We start from the raw sequence: 18062 nt of genomic DNA on the forward strand, positions 1-18062 counted from the left end.
TATTATTTACTTCTTCTAAAAAAATATCTTGTAATAAAAATACCTTGACCATCTCCTTTACCGCCTTCACTTTCAACCCCAGTATTTACAAAAGCAAGCTCCCATCCTTCTTCAATCATCGTGTTTATTTTAGAAGTGATTATAGCATCATTTGCTGCAATATTTTGAAACCTAATTCCTCCTAGGTTATAAAAGTTTAATAACTTAGTTTCATCAAACCCTTTAACTCTAATGTCTCCACGTTTAGATTTGTTTCGTGTATTGTCTTCTTCTGTTTGAGTAGTAGTATATTCCTTATAGTCTTTCTCATCATTTGCACTAATAATTCTAGAACGACCTAGTCCACTAGGAACAATGGATTCTACACTTGTAATAACCTTATACTCGTATTGAGCATTAGCTTCAGTTAAACCAAATATTGCAATAGCAATAATTAAGATAAATTTTTTCATGTTGTTGAATTTGTTTAAAAATTTAATATGTCGAATATAAAAGAATTCGTACTTATAAAATAATAATTTTAGGTTATTTTTGAATTAACTATGACAGGACTCGTTTATAAATCTACAGGAAGTTGGTACACGGTTAAAACCGAGTTAGGAAAAGTGTATGAGTGCAGGATTAAGGGGAAATTTAGAATAAAAGGAATTAAAAGCACTAATCCAATAGCTGTTGGAGATGTAGTAGATTTTGAGGTTGAAACAAAAAATAATCAGGAGTCTGGAGTTATTTATAAAATTCATGACAGAACCAATTTTATAGTACGCAAGTCTGTAAATTTATCAAAGCAAACTCATATTATTGCCGCTAACTTAGATCAGGTGTTTTTAATGATAACTATTAATAATCCTCCCACTTTAACAAGCTTTATAGATAGGTTTTTAGTAACGGCTGAAGCTTATTCTATTAAAACTATTTTACTCTTTAATAAGATTGATGCTTATGATGAAGAAACATTATTAGAGGTAAAATATTTGGCATTTGTTTATAGAAAAATAGGTTATGAGTGTATTGGTGTTTCTGCGAAAACTGGTAAGAATGTTGACAAAGTAAAAACACTTATGAAAGGAAAGATAAGTATGTTTTCTGGTCATTCAGGAGTTGGTAAATCTACTTTAGTAAATGCAATTCAACCAGATTTAAACCTGAAAACAAAAGAGATTTCTAATCTGCATATGCAAGGGCAACATACAACAACGTTTGCAGAAATGTTTGATATGAATTTTGATGCTAAAATCATAGATACACCAGGTATAAAAGGCTTTGGAGTGGTTGATATGGATAGGGAAGAAGTTGGTGATTATTTTCCAGAAATATTTGCTTTAAAACAAAATTGTAAGTTTAATAATTGCTTGCATTTAAAAGAACCAAAATGTGCTGTAAAAGAGGCTTTAGATGCTGATGAAATAACATATTCTAGATACAGAAGCTATTTGCAAATTCTTGAAGGTGAAGATGAGAATTATAGAACTGATAATTGGGATGCTAATTAAATGAAAGTTGTAATTCAAAGAGTGTCTGATGCCTCTGTGACTATTGAAAAAGAACAAGTTGCAAAAATAAGTCATGGGCTTTTAATCCTTTTGGGGATTGTTAATGAGGATACTCTTGAAGATATAAGTTGGTTGTCAAAGAAAATAGTTAATCTACGTGTTTTTGGTGATGAAAAAGGGGTTATGAACAAGTCTGTACTTGATGCTGAAGGAGAAGTTATTGTTGTTAGTCAATTTACACTTCATGCACTTACCAAAAAAGGTAATAGACCTAGTTATATTAAAGCTGCCAAACCAGATGTGGCTATTCCTGTTTATGAAGCTTTTGTGAAACAATTAGAGTTAGATTTAGGTAAAAAAATTCAAACCGGAGAGTTTGGAGCCATGATGGATGTTAGTTTAGTTAACTATGGCCCAGTAACCATTATTATAGATTCTAAAAACAAAGAGTAATGGCGTCATTATTTGCTCATGGCATAGTGGGTTTTACACTTTCAAAGGTTATTGATAACAAGAATTTAAAATGGCTTATTATTGCGGCAATATTTTCTGCAATATTTCCAGATTTTGATGTTGTTGCTTTTAAATTGGGAATACCTTATGAGCATCCCTTTGGACATAGAGGTTTTACCCATTCTATTGTTTTTGCTGTATTTTGGGCACTTTTTTTAATGTTTACCTTAGGTAGAAATAATAAAATCATTTGGTTTTTGGTTATTTTTCTTTCAACCGCGTCTCATGGTGTTTTTGATGCCATGACCTCTGGTGGTAAAGGTGTTGGGTTTTTTATTCCTCTTAATAATGAGCGCTTTTTCTTTCCGTTTAGAGAGATTAAAGTATCTCCAATAGGTGTTAAGAAGTTTTTATCAGAATGGGGGCTTCGAGTAATTTTTAGCGAAATTAAATATATTTTTATCCCATGTTTTCTTATTTTAGTCGTAAGATTTTTATATTTAAATGCGAAGAATAAGTTTTTCAATTGAAACTGACTTTTCTCATACTATTTAAAAATTAACTATAATACTTTTACCCTAATAAGACAATTTCCTGCTTTATGATTTTGAAATATATAGTGAGTATTTTTCTTGTATTCACAACCTCGTTAATTTTTTCTCAAAACAATTTATACTCTAGTTTAACTATTCCAGAAAACCTTAGCAAGAATGCTAATGCTGTGGTAAGGTTGAATGAAATGGAAGTTATTATTGAATCACAAAAAAGGATGACTATTCACCTTAAGAGGATAATTACTGTTTTGAATGAAGAAGGGAATAGAAATGTAGGAGCAATATCAGGTTACGATAGGTACAATAAAATAAAAAAAATTGAAGCAATTGTTTATGATGAGCATGGGGATGAAATTAAGAAAATAAGAAAGAAAGATTTTATAGATCATAGTGCCGTTGATGGAGGTACGCTTTATTCAGATTCTCGAATGCTGTTTATGTCATATTTTCCAATTAAATACCCTTATACCGTTATGTTCAATTGTGAGATAGAAACTCCAAATACAGCTGGGGTTCCTTCTTGGAGACCTATTGATAGTTACTTTTTAGGTATAGAAAAGGATGTTTATTCAATTTCAGATCAAGCGAGCTTAGGATTGAGATTTAAAGAGGTTAATTTTGATCAATTTAATATTGAAAATATTAACGAAGGAGGTAATATAAAATACATTCTTAAAAATACACCGGCCTTAAAACCTGAAGATTTAAGTCCGTCATTGTCAAAATTTTCTCCTAAGGTATTATCGGCTGTAGATAAGTTTCATTTTTATGGGGTTGATGGAATAGCAAGTAATTGGAATGAATTTGGAAATTGGATAAATAATGAACTGTTGGCAGATAGAAACTCAGTTTCTGAAGAAACTAAAAACAAGGTGTTGGAATTAACCAATGGAATTAATGATCCAATAGAAAAAGCCAAAAAAGTATACCAGTTTGTTCAAGATAATACCCGTTATATTAGTGTACAAGTAGGAATTGGTGGTGTACAACCCATTGATGCTTTAGTAGTAGATGAATTAAAATACGGAGATTGCAAAGGTTTAACTAATTACACACATGCATTACTTGAAATTGCAGGAGTTAAATCTCATTATACTGTAGTACAAGCAGGGAATGAAATAGTAGATTTTGAAAATGATTTTGCCTCATTAGAACAAGGAAATCACATTATTCTGGGTATTCCAAATAAAGAAAAAATGATATGGGTTGATTGTACCAGTCAAATACACCCTTTTGGTTTTATAGGAGATTTTACGGATAATAGAAATGTTTTAGTTGTAGAAAAGGATTTCAGCAAGATTATACGTACGGAGAAATACTTAAATGAATCAAATTATCAATATACTGAGGCAAAAATCACTTTAAATCCAGATGCCAGTATTAGTTCTGAAATAATCATAAAAACAAGAGGAATTCAATATGATAATAGGTTTTTTATGGAGACAGAACCTAATTCAGAGGTTATTGAATTTTACAAAGAATTTTGGGGTGAAATCAACAATTTAAAGATTGAAAAATTTGTATTTGAAAACGATAAAGACAAAGTAGAATTTATTGAAAAACTTCAAGTTGATGCTAAGAAATATGGTTCAATAGCAGGAGAAAGGATAATTTTTTCGGCAAATGTTTTTAATAAAAATAATTTTATTCCAGATAGGTATAGAAACCGAAAAATGTCTTTAGAGATCCAAAGAGGATATTTAGATGAAGATGTTTATGAAATAGCTCTTCCTGAGGGATTTAATGTGGAATCAATACCTAAAAACACTGATGTTAAAAATAAATTTGGAGAGTATAAAGTGGATTATATACTAAGTGATAACAAATTAACGTATAAGCGAAAACTACTTATTCTAAGTGGTGAATTTGCAAAAACCGAATATGGGAATTATCGTGATTTCCGAAAGCAAATTTCTAAATGTGATAATTCTAAAATAGTTCTAATAAAAAAATAAAAATAAATGAAAAATATTTTTCTGTCAGTGATTTATGTTTTAAGTATGACATGTTCTTTTGGTCAAGATTATAAATTTGGTAAGGTTTCAAAGGAAGAATTACAAGAGAAATCATATGATCTTGATGAAACTGCAAATGCCGTAATTTTGTATAAGGAACAGAGTACTTATTTCGATTTAACAGCTTGGAAATTAGTTACAGAAATACACGAGCGTGTTAAAATTTATAACAGAGATGGGTTTGAACATGCTACTAAACAAATTAATTTATTTAAAACTAGAAGTGCTAATGAAACCATTGGTAAAGTTAAAGCTTACACTTATAATTTAGATGGAGGGCAAATAGTAAAAACTGAGTTGGAAAAGAACAATGTATTCAAAACTGAAATCAGTTATAATTATAATGAAATTAAGTTTACCATGCCAAATGTAAAAGAAGGTTCAGTTTTAGAATTTAAATATAAAATCACTTCTCCATTTGTATGGAATATAGATGAGTTCAGGTTTCAGTATGATATTCCAATAAAGAAAATTGTGGCTGAATTAAAAACTCCAGATGGTTTAAATTTTAATCAAACTAGAAAAGGGAATATCTTGTTTTATGGAAAAAAATCTAAATCATACAATAATACTAATGCTATTAATTATGAGTTAAATGATGTGCCGGCATTAAAAGATGAAAACTATGTTGATAATATAGATAATTATAGAGCAGGAGTAATGTTTGAGTTAGTTTCAATAGAAATACCTGGTGTTGTATATAAACATTATTCAAGTACCTGGGGAGATGTAGCTAAAACTATTGGGAATACTGAAGATTACGAAAAACAGCTCGATAAGTCGAAAAATTTTGATGAATATTTAGATGAGCTTTTGGTAGGAAAAACAAATCCAATAGATAAGATGAAGACGGTTTTTAAGTATGTTAAAGAACATATTAAATGGAATAGTATGGATGGAAAATACTTTTTTTATGGTATAAAAAAAGCATTAAAAGAAAAAAAGGGAAATGTGGGAGATATCAACTTAACTTTGGTTGCCATGTTAAGGTATGCGGGTATTAATGCTAATCCAGTCGTTATTAGTACCAAAGATAATGTTACACCAGTTTTTCCAACAGTTGATAGATTAAATTATGTAATAGCATATGCTGTTATTAATGAAAAGCGGTATTTTTTAGATGCTACAAATGAATTTAGTGATATAAATTTATTACCTGTTAAAGATTATAATTGGAAGGGAATTTTAATAGATAATCTTAACATGAAGTGGAATAACATTCCTTTGGGGGAGCCAGAGAAAGCGGTTGAGCAATATTTGTTAAACACGAAATTGGATATAGATGGCTCAATTGAAGGAACGGTTATGTCTAGATATACTAATCACAATGCGTTTAAGTTTAGGGAAAGATTTAAAAATAAAGATTTGGATGCCTTTATAGCTAATAAGGAAGAGGCTTTAAGTAATATTGAAATATCAGACTATAAGGTTAAAAATACAGACAAATATGAAGGCTTTGTATCTGAATCATTCAGTTTTCTTTACGAAGATGCTGCTTTGGTATCGGGTGATAAAATTTATTTAAACCCTATGATGTTCTTAAAATTAGAAGAGAACCCATTTAAAGCAGAGGAAAGAGAGTTTCCGGTAGATTTTGGTTATCCGTTTGAAGATAAATATAGCATAACAATATCACTTCCAGAAGGGTATAAGACAGAATCAATTCCAGAGCCAATTTTAATGAAAATTCCAAATAACTTAGGGTCATTTAGATTTGTTACTAATGTAATTAGTAATAAAGTTCAAGTTAAGGTTAGTTTTGAAATTAAAAAAGCAAGAATTTCGACAGATAATTACTTATTTTTGAAACAGTTTTTCAATGAAATGATTTCAAAAGAAGCAGAACAGATAGTTTTAACTAAGGCATAATGGATATAAAAAACGCTCAAAAAATTGTAGATGATTGGATAAATGAACACGGCGTACGCTATTTTAATGAGCTTACCAATATGGCACAATTAACTGAAGAAGTTGGTGAGGTTGCTAGAATAATTGCCCGTAGATATGGTGAACAGAGCGAAAAAGAAAGTGATAAGCATAAAGATTTAGGCGAAGAATTAGCAGATGTACTGTTTGTGGTGCTCTGTTTAGCTAACCAAACAGGTACTGATTTACAGGCAGCTTTTGATAAAAGAATGGATAAGAAAGCAAAACGTGATCATGACAGACATCATAATAATGAAAAGTTGAAATAACACTTTCAAAAAAATCTTAAAGTTTCATAGCTTTAATCTCTATTATCCAGTAAATTTGCACCTTTGTTTATAAATTTTACTAAAAGGTATGCAAATAACGCTTCAAAAATCTGAAGTTGCTAAGAGGTCTTCAGTTCAAATAACGGGTTCTAAAAGTGAATCAAATAGACTATTGCTTTTAAAAGCACTATACCCTGTTTTTAGTCTTAAAAATGTTTCAAATTCAGATGATAGCAATTTAATGACTCATGCGTTAAATACAGATGCAGAAGTAGTAGACATTCACCACGCCGGAACAGCAATGCGTTTTTTAACAGCCTTCTTTTCTATTCAAGAAGGTAGAGAGGCTGTACTTACAGGCTCTAAAAGAATGAAAGAGCGCCCTATTCTAATTTTAGTAGACGCATTAAAGGAACTTGGAGCAGATATTTCATATGTTGAGAATGAAGGGTATCCGCCTATAAGAATTAAAGGCAAAAAGTTAAGTAAACATAAGGTAAGCTTAAAGGCAAATGTTAGTAGCCAGTATATTTCTGCCTTATTATTAATAGCTTCAAAGCTGGATAATGGAATTGAATTAACTTTAGAAGGAGAGATTACTTCTGTGCCTTATATAAAGATGACCTTAAGTTTGTTAGATGAAATAGGTGTAAAAACATCATTTAATGAAAATGTAATTACAGTAAAATCTAATTCTGAAAATTTAGAGCCGAAAGCTTTAGTTGTAGAGTCAGATTGGTCATCGGCATCTTACTATTTCAGTATTGCCGCTCTAAGTGATGTTGGTACGGAAATTACTTTAACTTCATACAAGGAAAACTCGTTACAAGGAGACTCTGCTTTAGTTGAAATATATAAACATTTTGGAGTAAGAACTACGTTTAATTCAAATGCAGTGACATTAACTAAGGAGGCTACGGATGTAGAACATTTAAATCTAGATTTAAAGAATGCACCAGATATTGCGCAGACTATAGCAGTAACATGTTTTGCTTTAGGTGTTTCATGTGATTTAATTGGGCTTCATACCTTGAAAATTAAAGAAACTGATAGGTTGGTAGCTTTAAAAACCGAAATAGAGAAACTGGGTGGTGAAGTTAATATTACAGATAAATCATTACACTTAAAGACCTCTAGCAATATTAAAGAATTTGTTTCTATTGCCACTTATAATGATCATAGAATGGCAATGGCGTTTGCCCCTTTAGCGTTAAAAGTGCCTATTGTAATTGAGGACGCCTTGGTGGTTTCTAAATCATACCCTGCCTTTTGGGACGACCTAAAATCTATTGGGTTTAAATTATCTGAATAATAATTAGATAAATACTTGACAATCCCTATTCTCAGATTGTATATTTGCTGCTTTCTAAAAAATAAACTAAAAACAAAACTATTAGATGAAATTATCAAATTTTGGCTTTAATTTACCCCAAGAACTATTAGCGGAGTACCCATCAGAAAACAGAGATGAATCTAGGTTAATGGTCCTTAATAGAAAAGAACAAACCATAGAACATAAGTTGTTTAAAGATGTTATAGACTATTTTGATGAAGATGATGTCTTAATTTTAAATAATACAAAAGTGTTTCCCGCCAGATTATTTGGTAATAAGGAGAAAACAGGTGCTAGAATAGAAGTTTTCTTGTTAAGAGAATTAAACGAGGAGCAACGTCTTTGGGATGTATTGGTAGATCCAGCAAGAAAAATTAGAATTGGAAATAAATTATACTTTGGTGATGATGAAACATTAGTTGCTGAGGTAATTGATAATACAACGTCTAGAGGTAGAACACTTCGTTTTTTATTTGATGGTTCTTACTCAGAGTTTAGAAGAAAGTTAAACGAATTAGGAGAAACGCCACTTCCTAAATACATCAAAAGAGATGTTGAGCCGGAAGATGAAGACCGTTATCAAACTATATATGCTAAAAATGAGGGGGCCGTTGCAGCACCAACTGCAGGGCTGCATTTTTCTAAGCATCTTTTAAAACGTTTAGAGATTAAAGGTGTTAATTTTGCAGAGGTTACTTTACATGTTGGGTTAGGAACTTTTAATCCAGTAGAGGTGGAAGATCTTTCTAAACATAAAATGGATAGTGAAGAAATTTCTATTGATAGATTTGCTGTAAACAGTGTTAATGAAGGGATACAAAATAAAAAACGTATTTGTGCAGTAGGTACTACAGCAATGAGAGCGATTGAAAGTTCCGTGTCGTCTAACGGCTTACTAAATGAAATGGATGGTTGGACCAATAAGTTTATTTTTCCACCATATGATTTTAGTATTGCTAATTGTATGATTACTAATTTTCATACCCCAAAATCTACGCTTTTAATGATGGTTTCAGCTTTTGCTGGTCATGATTTTATAATGAAAGCTTATGATGAAGCGGTAAAAGAAGGTTACCGTTTTTATAGCTATGGAGATGCTATGTTGATAATATAAAAAACATTCAGTTGAATAAAAAAAGCCTCGTTTTTCGAGGCTTTTTTATTTTGATATACTTCAAATCGAAAAATCGTTTCCTTACTTTTGCAAAACCTATGATGGAAAATAAAAAAGATATTCGAGCATTAACCAAAGAACAGCTTAGGGAGTTCTTTATAAATCAAGGTGACAAAGCATTTCGTGGTAATCAAGTATATGAATGGTTATGGCAAAAATCTGCTCATTATTTTTCAGACATGACCAATATTTCAAAAGAAACTCGACTAATGCTTGAGGATAATTTTGTTATTAATCATGTTGAAGTTGATACCATGCAACGTAGTAGTGATGGTACCGTGAAGAATGCTGTTAGGTTGCATGATGGTTTAATAGTAGAGTCGGTTTTAATACCAACAGCAACCAGAACTACCGCTTGTGTTTCCAGTCAAGTAGGGTGTAGCTTAGATTGTAAATTCTGTGCAACAGCTCGTTTAAAACGAATGAGGAATCTAAATCCAGATGAGATTTATGACCAAGTTGTGGCTATAGATAAGGAAAGCAGATTATATCATAATCGGCCGTTGAGTAATATTGTATTTATGGGTATGGGCGAGCCACTTATGAATTACAATAATGTGCTTAAAGCTATTGATAAGATTACATCATCAGATGGGTTAGCAATGTCTCCAAAGCGAATTGTTGTTTCTACATCAGGTGTTCCAAAAATGATAAAAAAAATGGCTGATGATGAGGTGAAATTCAAGTTGGCTGTATCATTACATTCCGCTATAGATGAGGTTAGAGATTCTATTATGCCATTTAACAAAACCTTTCCATTAAAAGACTTAAGAGAAGCTTTAGAGTACTGGTATGCAAAAACGAAAAACAGAATTACTTACGAATATGTAGTTTGGGATGGTATAAATGATAAACGGAGAGATGTTGATGCTTTGGTTAAGTTTTGCAAGTTTGCGCCAAGTAAAGTGAATCTTATTGAATATAATCCTATTGATGATGGCGAGTTTCAACAAGCCAAATCATCAGCAATTGATATGTATCAAGAGGTGTTAGAATCAAATAACATTACCGTTACAATTAGGCGAAGTAGAGGTAAAGATATTGATGCTGCTTGCGGACAATTAGCAAATAAAAATAAAGTATAAGTGCATTTGAAATACTATATTTAACCTCTCGATGAAAATAGTAGAACAGATAAAACAGCCCATTGCTTTTGAAATGGATCTTTTTGAGCAAAAGTTCCAACTCTCAATGTCTAGTAAGGTGGCGTTGTTAAACAGAATTACTCATTATATAGTAAACCGAAAAGGTAAACAAATGCGACCAATGTTTGTGTTTTTGGTTGCTAAAATGGTATCTAATGGAGAAGTTAGAGAACGGACTTATAGAGGAGCTTCTGTAATTGAGTTAATACATACAGCAACTTTAGTTCATGATGATGTTGTTGATGATAGTAATAGGCGTCGTGGATTCTTTTCGGTTAATGCTTTATGGAAAAATAAAATAGCTGTTTTAATTGGTGATTTTTTACTTTCAAAAGGATTATTGCTATCTATTGATAATAATGATTTTGATTTGCTGAAAATTATTTCTGTGGCGGTTCGTGAAATGAGTGAAGGAGAACTGCTTCAGATTGAAAAAGCAAGAAAACTAGATATTACGGAAGATGTGTATTACGAGATTATCCGTCAGAAAACAGCAACTTTAATAGCGGCCTGTTGTAGTTTGGGAGCAGCATCTGTTAAACCTGACTCTAAAGATGTTGAAGCCATGCGGAAGTTTGGTGAACTTATAGGAATGGCATTTCAGATAAAAGATGATTTATTTGATTATGGTGAAGCCAAAATAGGTAAGCCAACAGGTATAGATATTAAGGAACAAAAAATGACTTTGCCCTTAATTCATGTGCTTAATAATGCAGAAAAGAAAGAAAAAAAATGGTTGATCAATTCTGTTAAAAACCATAATAAAGACGCTAAACGCGTAAAAGAAGTTATTGCTTTTGTGAAGAAAAATGGTGGGTTAGAATATGCTGTTACCAAGATGAAAGATTTTCAAGAAGAAGCTCTTCAAATGCTTGAAATATACCCAGAATCTGAATATAAAAACTCCTTAAAATTAATGGTGACTTACGTTATTGATAGAAAGAAATAGGCTAATCCTGTTTTGTGTTGTCAATCGGTATATTTAATGTTAAAGTGTATTTAAAAAGAAGAATAATTTAAATCTTAATTACTTTATGAATCTCTTTATTATTACCTGAAAATATTTCAAAAAAGTAAATACCACTATTAAATTTAGAAATGTTAATGCTTGCTTTGGCATTAACCAGAATTTCAGAACCTTTTGATAGCTGGATACCTGAAGCATTGTATATTCTAAAATCAACAGTTTCGTAATTATCAATACTAGAGAAGTTTAATATACTCTTAACCGGGTTAGGGTATAATAGCCAATTTTTAATTTCATTATCTGGGTTGTTGTTGGAAGCTACACAGCCTTTTGAAACATCAAATTCCGATTTTAAAATATCTGTAATTTTTAAATTGTTAAAACTGTCATTTAAAGAATGATTAAAGAAGGTGTTGTCAATAATTGAATTATCAGCACCTAGAAAATCCTGAAGTAAAGTTGCAAAGGTCTGTCGATAGTCATACTGAACCGTTTTTAATTGCCAATTATTTTCGCTAGTAGCTTCTATTAAGTTTGGGTTTGTTCCTGTTACTCCACCCTCAACAGGTTTTCCAAAAACAAACATGGGGGCAATTTCGCCATGATCCGTTCCTAAATTTCCGTTTTCTGCAGCTTTTCTCCCAAACTCAGAGAATGTTACTCCCACAACATCATTTGATAAGTTTTGATTTTCTAAATCAGACATAAAGGCCTCCATGCTTTCTGAAAGCTCGGTTAATAATTCATGGTGTTTTCCTAATACTTCGCCAGAAGATTGTACTTGAGCATTGTGTGTGTCAAAACCAGAAATTCTTACCATGTATATTTTAGAACCTAAATCACCACTTATTAATCTGGCAACAGTTTTTAGTTGGTCTGCTAAATCGGTGTCAGGATATGTAATATCATTTCTGCCCTTATTAAATGCAGTTGAAATAGATTCGGCATATTTGTTTGACAATGCCCCAGTATTATTTATGAAATCTAACTGCTTGCCATAATCAGAGTTAGGAATGTTTAATGGCGGTTCACCTCCTAAGCCACTTATAATATTATAAAAACCAGCAGGGTCTTGTCCAGTAATATTCAATGAAAGTCCATGTGCTTCTTCTGCATGAAAACCTAATGATGTTTTATTAGAGCCTATCTCAACTGCCAGAGGATAAGTTTCTAAAATTAAATCTGAGTAGAATTGTTCCATAAAACGTCCCATCCAACCAGTATTCGCGCCATTTAAAACGCTGTTTCCGTCATTTCCTGTTAAGTATAAATCGGTTGATTTAAAATGGCTTTTGTTTTGCGAAGGGTATCCAACTCCATTTAGAATTCTTAATAGCCCTTTATCATATAATGATTTAAAACCAATTAATGCAGGGTTTAATCCAAGTTGTTGTTGTTCAGGTAAAGAGGTGTCTAAATTAAGAAACTTGTTAGTACCACTATTAGGTACTTTTATGTTTGGCCTTAAATTACTATAAGTATCGTATTGATTAAGAGGGATTAAAGTGTTTAATCCATCATTTGCTCCTGCTAAATTAATAAGAACTAGTTTTCTTCCTGAAATATCAGGGCATTCAAAAGGAATAAAAGATTTTAATGCAGCTTGAATTTGAATGGGAGTTAATCCTATAACTGAAGCTGAAGCTGAGAGTTTTATAAAATTTCTTCTTTTCATAACATCCTACATTAATTGAAATTCGGCAGCATTTATCATAGCAGAGATTAATGAATCTAGCCTTAATTTAACCGTGTTTTTATCTTCATCACTATGGGTACTTATATATTTAGACCAAGCTCCAGTCCAATAATAATCATTGGCGTCTTCAATTAAATAAGTTTTGAAATAATTAATTCTATCAGAATCTATACTCTCTGGGTATAGTAAATTAGCAATTTTTGAAATTAAAGTATTAGGGTTTTTTGCAGTATCTATATCAATTTTATTTTCAATGAATAGCACCGTGTCTAATAGCGCATATATATTGCCACTTGTTATGGTGTTTTTTCCTAAAATTAAGCTTTCAATAAATTTGTATCTACCTATAATAGTGTTAGATGAAAACCAATTTTGGTCAAAATTTGGTTCCTGATAATAAGCAGGGTAGCCAGCTACAGAATCTGGGTCATAAAATGGCATACCAGATGCCTTTAAACAGGAATTATGTATGAACTTATTGAAAAAATTATTATAAAATCTATATGAATCGATACTAGGGTTAGGGAAATCGAGGTCAAAGAAAGATATCACTTCCGTAAATAATTGCAACGGACTTTTTATTATAGCTCCAATAGTATTGTCAGTGTTATCACTATCATCAGAATCATAGAAGTGTTCGCTTGAAAGAAGTCTAGTGATAACAGGTAAAATTTCATAATCATTATTTATTAAAATTTCTGATAACGGTAATATAATATCTGTTTCAACAGTCTCGTTCCAATGACTTTTTACAAAGTACCTATATAATTTTCTGCAATATGCTTTTGCTGTTTCTGATTGGTTAAAAATCATATCAACAAAATCATGAAGTTCATCAATCATTCCTGTATCAGTATCTCTACCTGTAATAGTATGTTCTCCAAAAGCACTACTAAAAGTTTTGTTTTCTGAATTATGCTGATTGGCATTGGCATATCCGCTTGGAATATTTGTATCTATGTCTATTATGGTTCGGTCTGTTTTTGTTTTAAATCCTGAAAAAACCTTGGCGGCTTGTTGTATGTCAAATTCTGTATAATTTGTGTAATTACCTTCACCTATTTGCTCTCCTTTTAATATGGTAAATAACTCTAAATATTCTCTTGCATAATTTTCATTGGGGTTGTTGGCATTATTTTGAGTGTTGTCTAAATAATCCAACATGGCATTGTCAAGTGTGATCTTTTTTGCTAATGTTTTTAAGTTTCCTAATGCATAATAATCTAACAATCTAATATGGTCAAAAGTGTTAGAAGGAAACCCTGCTCCAGAATCTTTTCCTATAGTAAAACTAGTGTGTAGAAAGAATGATAATTTATATTTTAAAGATACTTGATTTAAAGCATTATACCACCACCATCCAGTAATGTATGCTCTTTTACGTCCATTGCCAGTAAACGTATTTGGGTGTAAACCAGAGGAAAGCCAAAAGCCGTCTGGATTGGTTGTTGGAAGTGGATCATATGGTTCTGGCAAAATATAGGAAGCATCTGTGGTTAAAATATTAACCGCTTCAGATACAGATAAACCAACAAAGGCCTCTAATTGTTCTTTGGTGTAATTAAAGGTGGCTCTTCTAAGAAGGTGTTTGGCTTTTCTTAAGTCTAAATTTGAATTTAGAGGATTTAGGGACGCCATTTTTGTTTTTTTTCAATGTACTTAAAATTTAACTTATTATAAAATGACAAAATATAAAATCCTTGAAATTCAATAGGTTATATCGGTGAAGTGCATGAGCTATTAAAAATGTAATCTAAAACTTATGTTTGGTGTAAAGCCTAATGATTCATTTTCTACTTTGTTTATCATGTTTTCATCATCCAATGTGTAATATGTGTTGATGATGTTTTTTTTGTTTAAAATATTCCATACAGAGGCTCCAACAGTGGCTCGAGATGTTCTGGAAATATCAAATGAGTAGGTTGCAGAACAATCTGCTCTTAAATAATCATCTAAATTTTCAGCATTAGGCATTTGGTAGGTAATGTTTCCAGAGTTACTATTATCTTCAGGGAATGTGGTGGGTTTTCCCGAATTCCAATTTAATCCAAGAGCAAGTTTTAGTTGGTTTAAAGTATAAGTTCCTGCAAAAGAAATAGCATGTCTTATATCTACATTATTCGGGAATTTTTCGCCATTATTTAACTCTGGAAAAAGATAATTGTTTTTACTGTAAGAGTAAGAAATCCAAGTGCTGGCAACATCATCAAACTGCTTGTTTAATAATACATCTATACCTTTAATTTCATAACTCCCAATACTGTTTGTAAATTGAAATTGATTTTGAAAACCTTGACTCCTGGTTGTAATACCCTCAACTTTTTTTATATAAGTTTCTGCACTAATTAATAGTTTGTTTTTATTATAGTGTACACCAACTGAGGCTTGTTTGCTTTTGAGAACAGGAACATTTTGATTGTTAGATAGTACCCAACGACGTTTTTCAATACCTAAAAAATCGTTTTGTAAATCAATGATTTGTGAAGTTGTTTGACTTTTAAATTCCCCTAAAAACTCAAACCTAAAATTATTTAAAAATCGTTGACTAAAACTTAACCGTGGTTCTGCAAAAAGCATATCAAACTTATTTATGTAGTTAAGTCTTGCTCCTAATATTAATTTTGTTTTTGCTCCATAAGACAATAGTTCGGTTTCTGTATACAGTGCATGACTTCTAATAACTTCTTTAATATAACTTCTAAAACTAGGGTTGTTTACATCTTCTAAATTACTTATACCAACTTCGGTAAATTGGTAGCCCCCATTAACCTTTAATTGGTAATTATGATTATAATTAATGTCTATTTTGGCTGCACCATCATAAACTTCGTTTTCTTGTATTAATCGTTGATTATTTAAAATATCAAAATTAGTGGCATCTAAATCATAATTTGAAGCATAAATTTGTGCAGTTGTAGAGAGGTTTTCTGTCCAGTCTCTAATATAGGTTGCTCCCAAGGCCAGATTTTGTTGAGTTAGCTTGCTGTTTAATGCTTCTGGTCTATCATTAATTGTAGACTGTTCGTCATAATTAAAACTATTATTTACATTTAAAAAATGAAACCTTAATTTATCTTTTTTAGAGATGTCATATAGAAATTTAGCAGTAATATCATAAAAATAGAATGATTCATTTTGAGAAATAGAATTGCCATTAGTACTATTAAAGTCTGAATCTTGAAATACACGTTTAAAGTACTGATCGTAGGTAGATGTTTTTATTAAATCTGTCACTGATCTACGCGATGAAATTTGTAGTTCAGTGTTTTCTGAAAGTGGAATTTTTGCGTAACCATCGGTATTGATTAGGTTGAAGCCTAAGCCTGCTTTAAATTGGTTGTCAATTTCATTCGGAAGTCGCATATCAATAACACTAGAAATTCCATCTCCATATTTTGCGCTAGTTCCATTCTTGTAAACATTTACATTTTGTGTGATATAAGGATTAAAGGCTGAAATGAGCCCAAAAAAATGCCCAGATTGATACATTTTTATACCATCCCAAAGTAAAAGGTTTTGGTCATGTGTGCCACCTCTAACATTTATATTTGAAACCGTTTCGTCTGTACTTAAAACACCAGGTAGTGCTTGTATGGTTTGTAAAACATCAGGTTCTATTAATCCAGGAAGAATTCCAAAACGTTCTGGTTTTATTGCTATAGAACCGTCATTTAATTTCGTTATTCCTGTGGTAAGGAAATTAGTAATAATGATTTCTTCTAAATTTTGAACTCTAAATGTGTTTCGCTTTTTTTTTTGCAACTTAATAGCAACAAATCGGTTGTCTAGCAATTCAAAATCAAGCTTAGTTTCTTTTTTTAATAAGCTTAGAACATCTTTTAGCGATAAATTTTTGTTTGGGAGAAAAACCTTTTTGTCTTTAACTGTTTTATCGGCATAGGAAAAACTAATATCATATCGCTTTTCTAAAGTGCTTAAAACTGAGGCAAGAGGCTGCTTTTCTTCTTGAATAGTTTGCGCCTTTAAAAACGTAACATTCAAAAAAAACAATAAAATAAAAAGAGAAATAAGGCCTTTTTTATTCACGCTTTAAAATTATAGTATCTTTTGATTGACTATAAGTTAAATGTAAAGGCAAGGTAATAGATTTTAATGCAACTTCAATACTGTCATGTGTAAAATTACCAGTGAATAATTCTTCCGAGTCTATTCCAATTAAAGTAATATTTACATTGTATTGTCTTTCAAATTCTGCTATAACTTCTTTATAGGGTAAACTTTTAAATTGGCTTTCGTTATTTAACCACGAAGGTGTTAAGCTGTTTTCTTTTTCTTTAGCAATCATTTTCCCATCGATAATTAAAAAGCTGTTTCCAGATTTTAATTTCGTTTCTTGAGAATTAAAAGTAACGCCTACCAAACCTTCGTAGCAAATAACCTCAAAATAATTGTCCCTTTGTTTAACATTAAATTGAGTGCCATAAACCGTAACGGTTCCTGTTTCTGTTTTAACATTAAAAGTAGAGCCTTTAGCAACCTTAAAAAAGGCTTCACCTTTAAGTTCTACTTCTCTGTTGTTTTTCCAAGAATTTTTATTGAATACTAAAACGGAATTTGCATTTAAAGATACGCTTGAATCGTCTGGCAAATCTACCGTGGTTTTTTGAGCCATTTCCGTTGTTATAGTACTATCAATTGTGGTTGTATAATAATAAAGACTAAAGCAAATAGCAAGAATTGCTGCTACACGCATAAATGGTTTTACCCAATGCGTTTTTTGTGTTTTACTATTTTTAATGGTATATAAAACAGTCTCAAGTTCTTTTTGTGCATCATATTCAGGTGCTTCAAAAGCTTGTAAGTTGTTATTTAATTTCACTAAATCATCATAGTCTTCAAGACTTTTAAAAGCCTGAATTTCTTGATCACTTAGATCATTATCTAACCATTTTAATATTAATGTTTCTCTATCCATAATTCCTTATACAACTATATAACAGGTTACTTTTATTTTTTCCTACCTTAATATTTAAAAAAGTTTAAAAATTAAAATTTGTGTAGAATCTAAAACCAAAA

At 31.1% G+C, this 18062-nt stretch carries 15 protein-coding genes; 10 read left to right on the top strand and 5 right to left on the bottom strand.

Annotated elements, in window-relative coordinates:
- Positions 1-2 precede the first annotated feature (2 nt).
- Positions 3-452: a hypothetical protein gene (locus N1F78_RS08580; RefSeq protein WP_406682748.1), complete on the bottom strand. Its 450-nt coding sequence runs from the start codon at positions 450-452 to the stop codon at positions 3-5.
- A gap of 90 nt (positions 453-542) precedes the next feature.
- On the opposite strand from N1F78_RS08580, the gene rsgA reads away from it, so the two are divergent.
- The 10 genes from rsgA to N1F78_RS08630 all read left to right on the top strand — a co-directional run bounded on the left by rsgA (position 543) and on the right by N1F78_RS08630 (position 11311).
- Positions 543-1493, top strand: a complete 951-nt coding sequence (gene rsgA / locus N1F78_RS08585; RefSeq protein ID WP_406682749.1) for a ribosome small subunit-dependent GTPase A — start codon at positions 543-545, stop codon at positions 1491-1493.
- Positions 1494-1946, top strand: coding sequence for a D-aminoacyl-tRNA deacylase (dtd, locus tag N1F78_RS08590; protein WP_406682750.1), 453 nt, complete (start codon positions 1494-1496; stop codon positions 1944-1946).
- Entirely contained in the window at positions 1946-2476 is a 531-nt protein-coding gene (locus tag N1F78_RS08595) for a metal-dependent hydrolase (protein ID WP_406682751.1), read from the top strand. The genes dtd and N1F78_RS08595 overlap by 1 nt, the downstream gene beginning before the upstream one ends.
- 71 nt (positions 2477-2547) lie before the next feature.
- A complete protein-coding gene (locus N1F78_RS08600) occupies positions 2548-4455 on the top strand; it encodes a DUF3857 domain-containing protein (RefSeq protein ID WP_406682752.1) in 1908 nt (635 codons plus the stop codon).
- 6 nt (positions 4456-4461) lie between these two features.
- Entirely contained in the window at positions 4462-6384 is a 1923-nt protein-coding gene (locus N1F78_RS08605; protein WP_406682753.1) for a transglutaminase domain-containing protein, read from the top strand.
- Positions 6384-6710 carry a nucleotide pyrophosphohydrolase gene (locus N1F78_RS08610; RefSeq protein WP_406682754.1) on the top strand — a complete coding sequence of 109 codons (327 nt, stop codon included), beginning with the start codon at positions 6384-6386 and terminating at the stop codon, positions 6708-6710. The genes N1F78_RS08605 and N1F78_RS08610 overlap by 1 nt, the downstream gene beginning before the upstream one ends.
- Before the next feature lie 88 nt (positions 6711-6798).
- A complete protein-coding gene (locus N1F78_RS08615) occupies positions 6799-8022 on the top strand; it encodes a 3-phosphoshikimate 1-carboxyvinyltransferase (protein WP_406682755.1) in 1224 nt (407 codons plus the stop codon).
- A gap of 85 nt (positions 8023-8107) precedes the next feature.
- Positions 8108-9157, top strand: coding sequence for a tRNA preQ1(34) S-adenosylmethionine ribosyltransferase-isomerase QueA (queA, locus tag N1F78_RS08620; RefSeq protein WP_406682756.1), 1050 nt, complete (start codon positions 8108-8110; stop codon positions 9155-9157).
- A gap of 98 nt (positions 9158-9255) precedes the next feature.
- Complete coding sequence (gene rlmN / locus N1F78_RS08625; RefSeq protein ID WP_406682757.1) at positions 9256-10302, top strand: 23S rRNA (adenine(2503)-C(2))-methyltransferase RlmN; 1047 nt, start codon at positions 9256-9258, stop codon at positions 10300-10302.
- A gap of 31 nt (positions 10303-10333) precedes the next feature.
- Positions 10334-11311 carry a polyprenyl synthetase family protein gene (locus tag N1F78_RS08630; RefSeq protein WP_406682758.1) on the top strand — a complete coding sequence of 326 codons (978 nt, stop codon included), beginning with the start codon at positions 10334-10336 and terminating at the stop codon, positions 11309-11311.
- Positions 11312-11378: 67 nt separating this feature from the next.
- Here N1F78_RS08630 and N1F78_RS08635 read toward each other — a convergent pair whose 3' ends face one another.
- The 4 genes from N1F78_RS08635 to N1F78_RS08650 form a co-directional block, all read right to left on the bottom strand.
- Complete coding sequence (locus tag N1F78_RS08635) at positions 11379-13004, bottom strand: DUF1501 domain-containing protein (protein ID WP_406682759.1); 1626 nt, start codon at positions 13002-13004, stop codon at positions 11379-11381.
- A gap of 6 nt (positions 13005-13010) precedes the next feature.
- Positions 13011-14663 (bottom strand): DUF1800 family protein, encoded by a 1653-nt coding sequence (locus N1F78_RS08640; protein WP_406682760.1) that lies wholly within the window; start codon positions 14661-14663, stop codon positions 13011-13013.
- 102 nt (positions 14664-14765) lie between these two features.
- Positions 14766-17072: a FecR domain-containing protein gene (locus N1F78_RS08645; protein WP_406682761.1), complete on the bottom strand. Its 2307-nt coding sequence runs from the start codon at positions 17070-17072 to the stop codon at positions 14766-14768.
- Positions 17065-17961 (bottom strand): FecR family protein, encoded by an 897-nt coding sequence (locus tag N1F78_RS08650; protein WP_406682762.1) that lies wholly within the window; start codon positions 17959-17961, stop codon positions 17065-17067. The genes N1F78_RS08645 and N1F78_RS08650 overlap by 8 nt, the downstream gene beginning before the upstream one ends.
- Positions 17962-18062: the final 101 nt, after the last annotated feature.

This window comes from Seonamhaeicola sp. MEBiC01930 (assembly GCF_045277075.1).
Taxonomy (GTDB): domain Bacteria; phylum Bacteroidota; class Bacteroidia; order Flavobacteriales; family Flavobacteriaceae; genus Seonamhaeicola.

Bases quoted from the DNA above. Each gene is read 5' to 3' on its own strand.
- N1F78_RS08580 (WP_406682748.1), bottom strand. From the start codon at position 452: ATGAAAAAATTTATCTTAATTATTGCTATTGCAATATTTGGTTTAACT.
- rsgA (WP_406682749.1), top strand. From the start codon at position 543: ATGACAGGACTCGTTTATAAATCTACAGGAAGTTGGTACACGGTTAAA.
- dtd (WP_406682750.1), top strand. From the start codon at position 1,494: ATGAAAGTTGTAATTCAAAGAGTGTCTGATGCCTCTGTGACTATTGAA.
- N1F78_RS08595 (WP_406682751.1), top strand. From the start codon at position 1,946: ATGGCGTCATTATTTGCTCATGGCATAGTGGGTTTTACACTTTCAAAG.
- N1F78_RS08600 (WP_406682752.1), top strand. From the start codon at position 2,548: ATGATTTTGAAATATATAGTGAGTATTTTTCTTGTATTCACAACCTCG.
- N1F78_RS08605 (WP_406682753.1), top strand. From the start codon at position 4,462: ATGAAAAATATTTTTCTGTCAGTGATTTATGTTTTAAGTATGACATGT.
- N1F78_RS08610 (WP_406682754.1), top strand. From the start codon at position 6,384: ATGGATATAAAAAACGCTCAAAAAATTGTAGATGATTGGATAAATGAA.
- N1F78_RS08615 (WP_406682755.1), top strand. From the start codon at position 6,799: ATGCAAATAACGCTTCAAAAATCTGAAGTTGCTAAGAGGTCTTCAGTT.
- queA (WP_406682756.1), top strand. From the start codon at position 8,108: ATGAAATTATCAAATTTTGGCTTTAATTTACCCCAAGAACTATTAGCG.
- rlmN (WP_406682757.1), top strand. From the start codon at position 9,256: ATGATGGAAAATAAAAAAGATATTCGAGCATTAACCAAAGAACAGCTT.
- N1F78_RS08630 (WP_406682758.1), top strand. From the start codon at position 10,334: ATGAAAATAGTAGAACAGATAAAACAGCCCATTGCTTTTGAAATGGAT.
- N1F78_RS08635 (WP_406682759.1), bottom strand. From the start codon at position 13,004: ATGAAAAGAAGAAATTTTATAAAACTCTCAGCTTCAGCTTCAGTTATA.
- N1F78_RS08640 (WP_406682760.1), bottom strand. From the start codon at position 14,663: ATGGCGTCCCTAAATCCTCTAAATTCAAATTTAGACTTAAGAAAAGCC.
- N1F78_RS08650 (WP_406682762.1), bottom strand. From the start codon at position 17,961: ATGGATAGAGAAACATTAATATTAAAATGGTTAGATAATGATCTAAGT.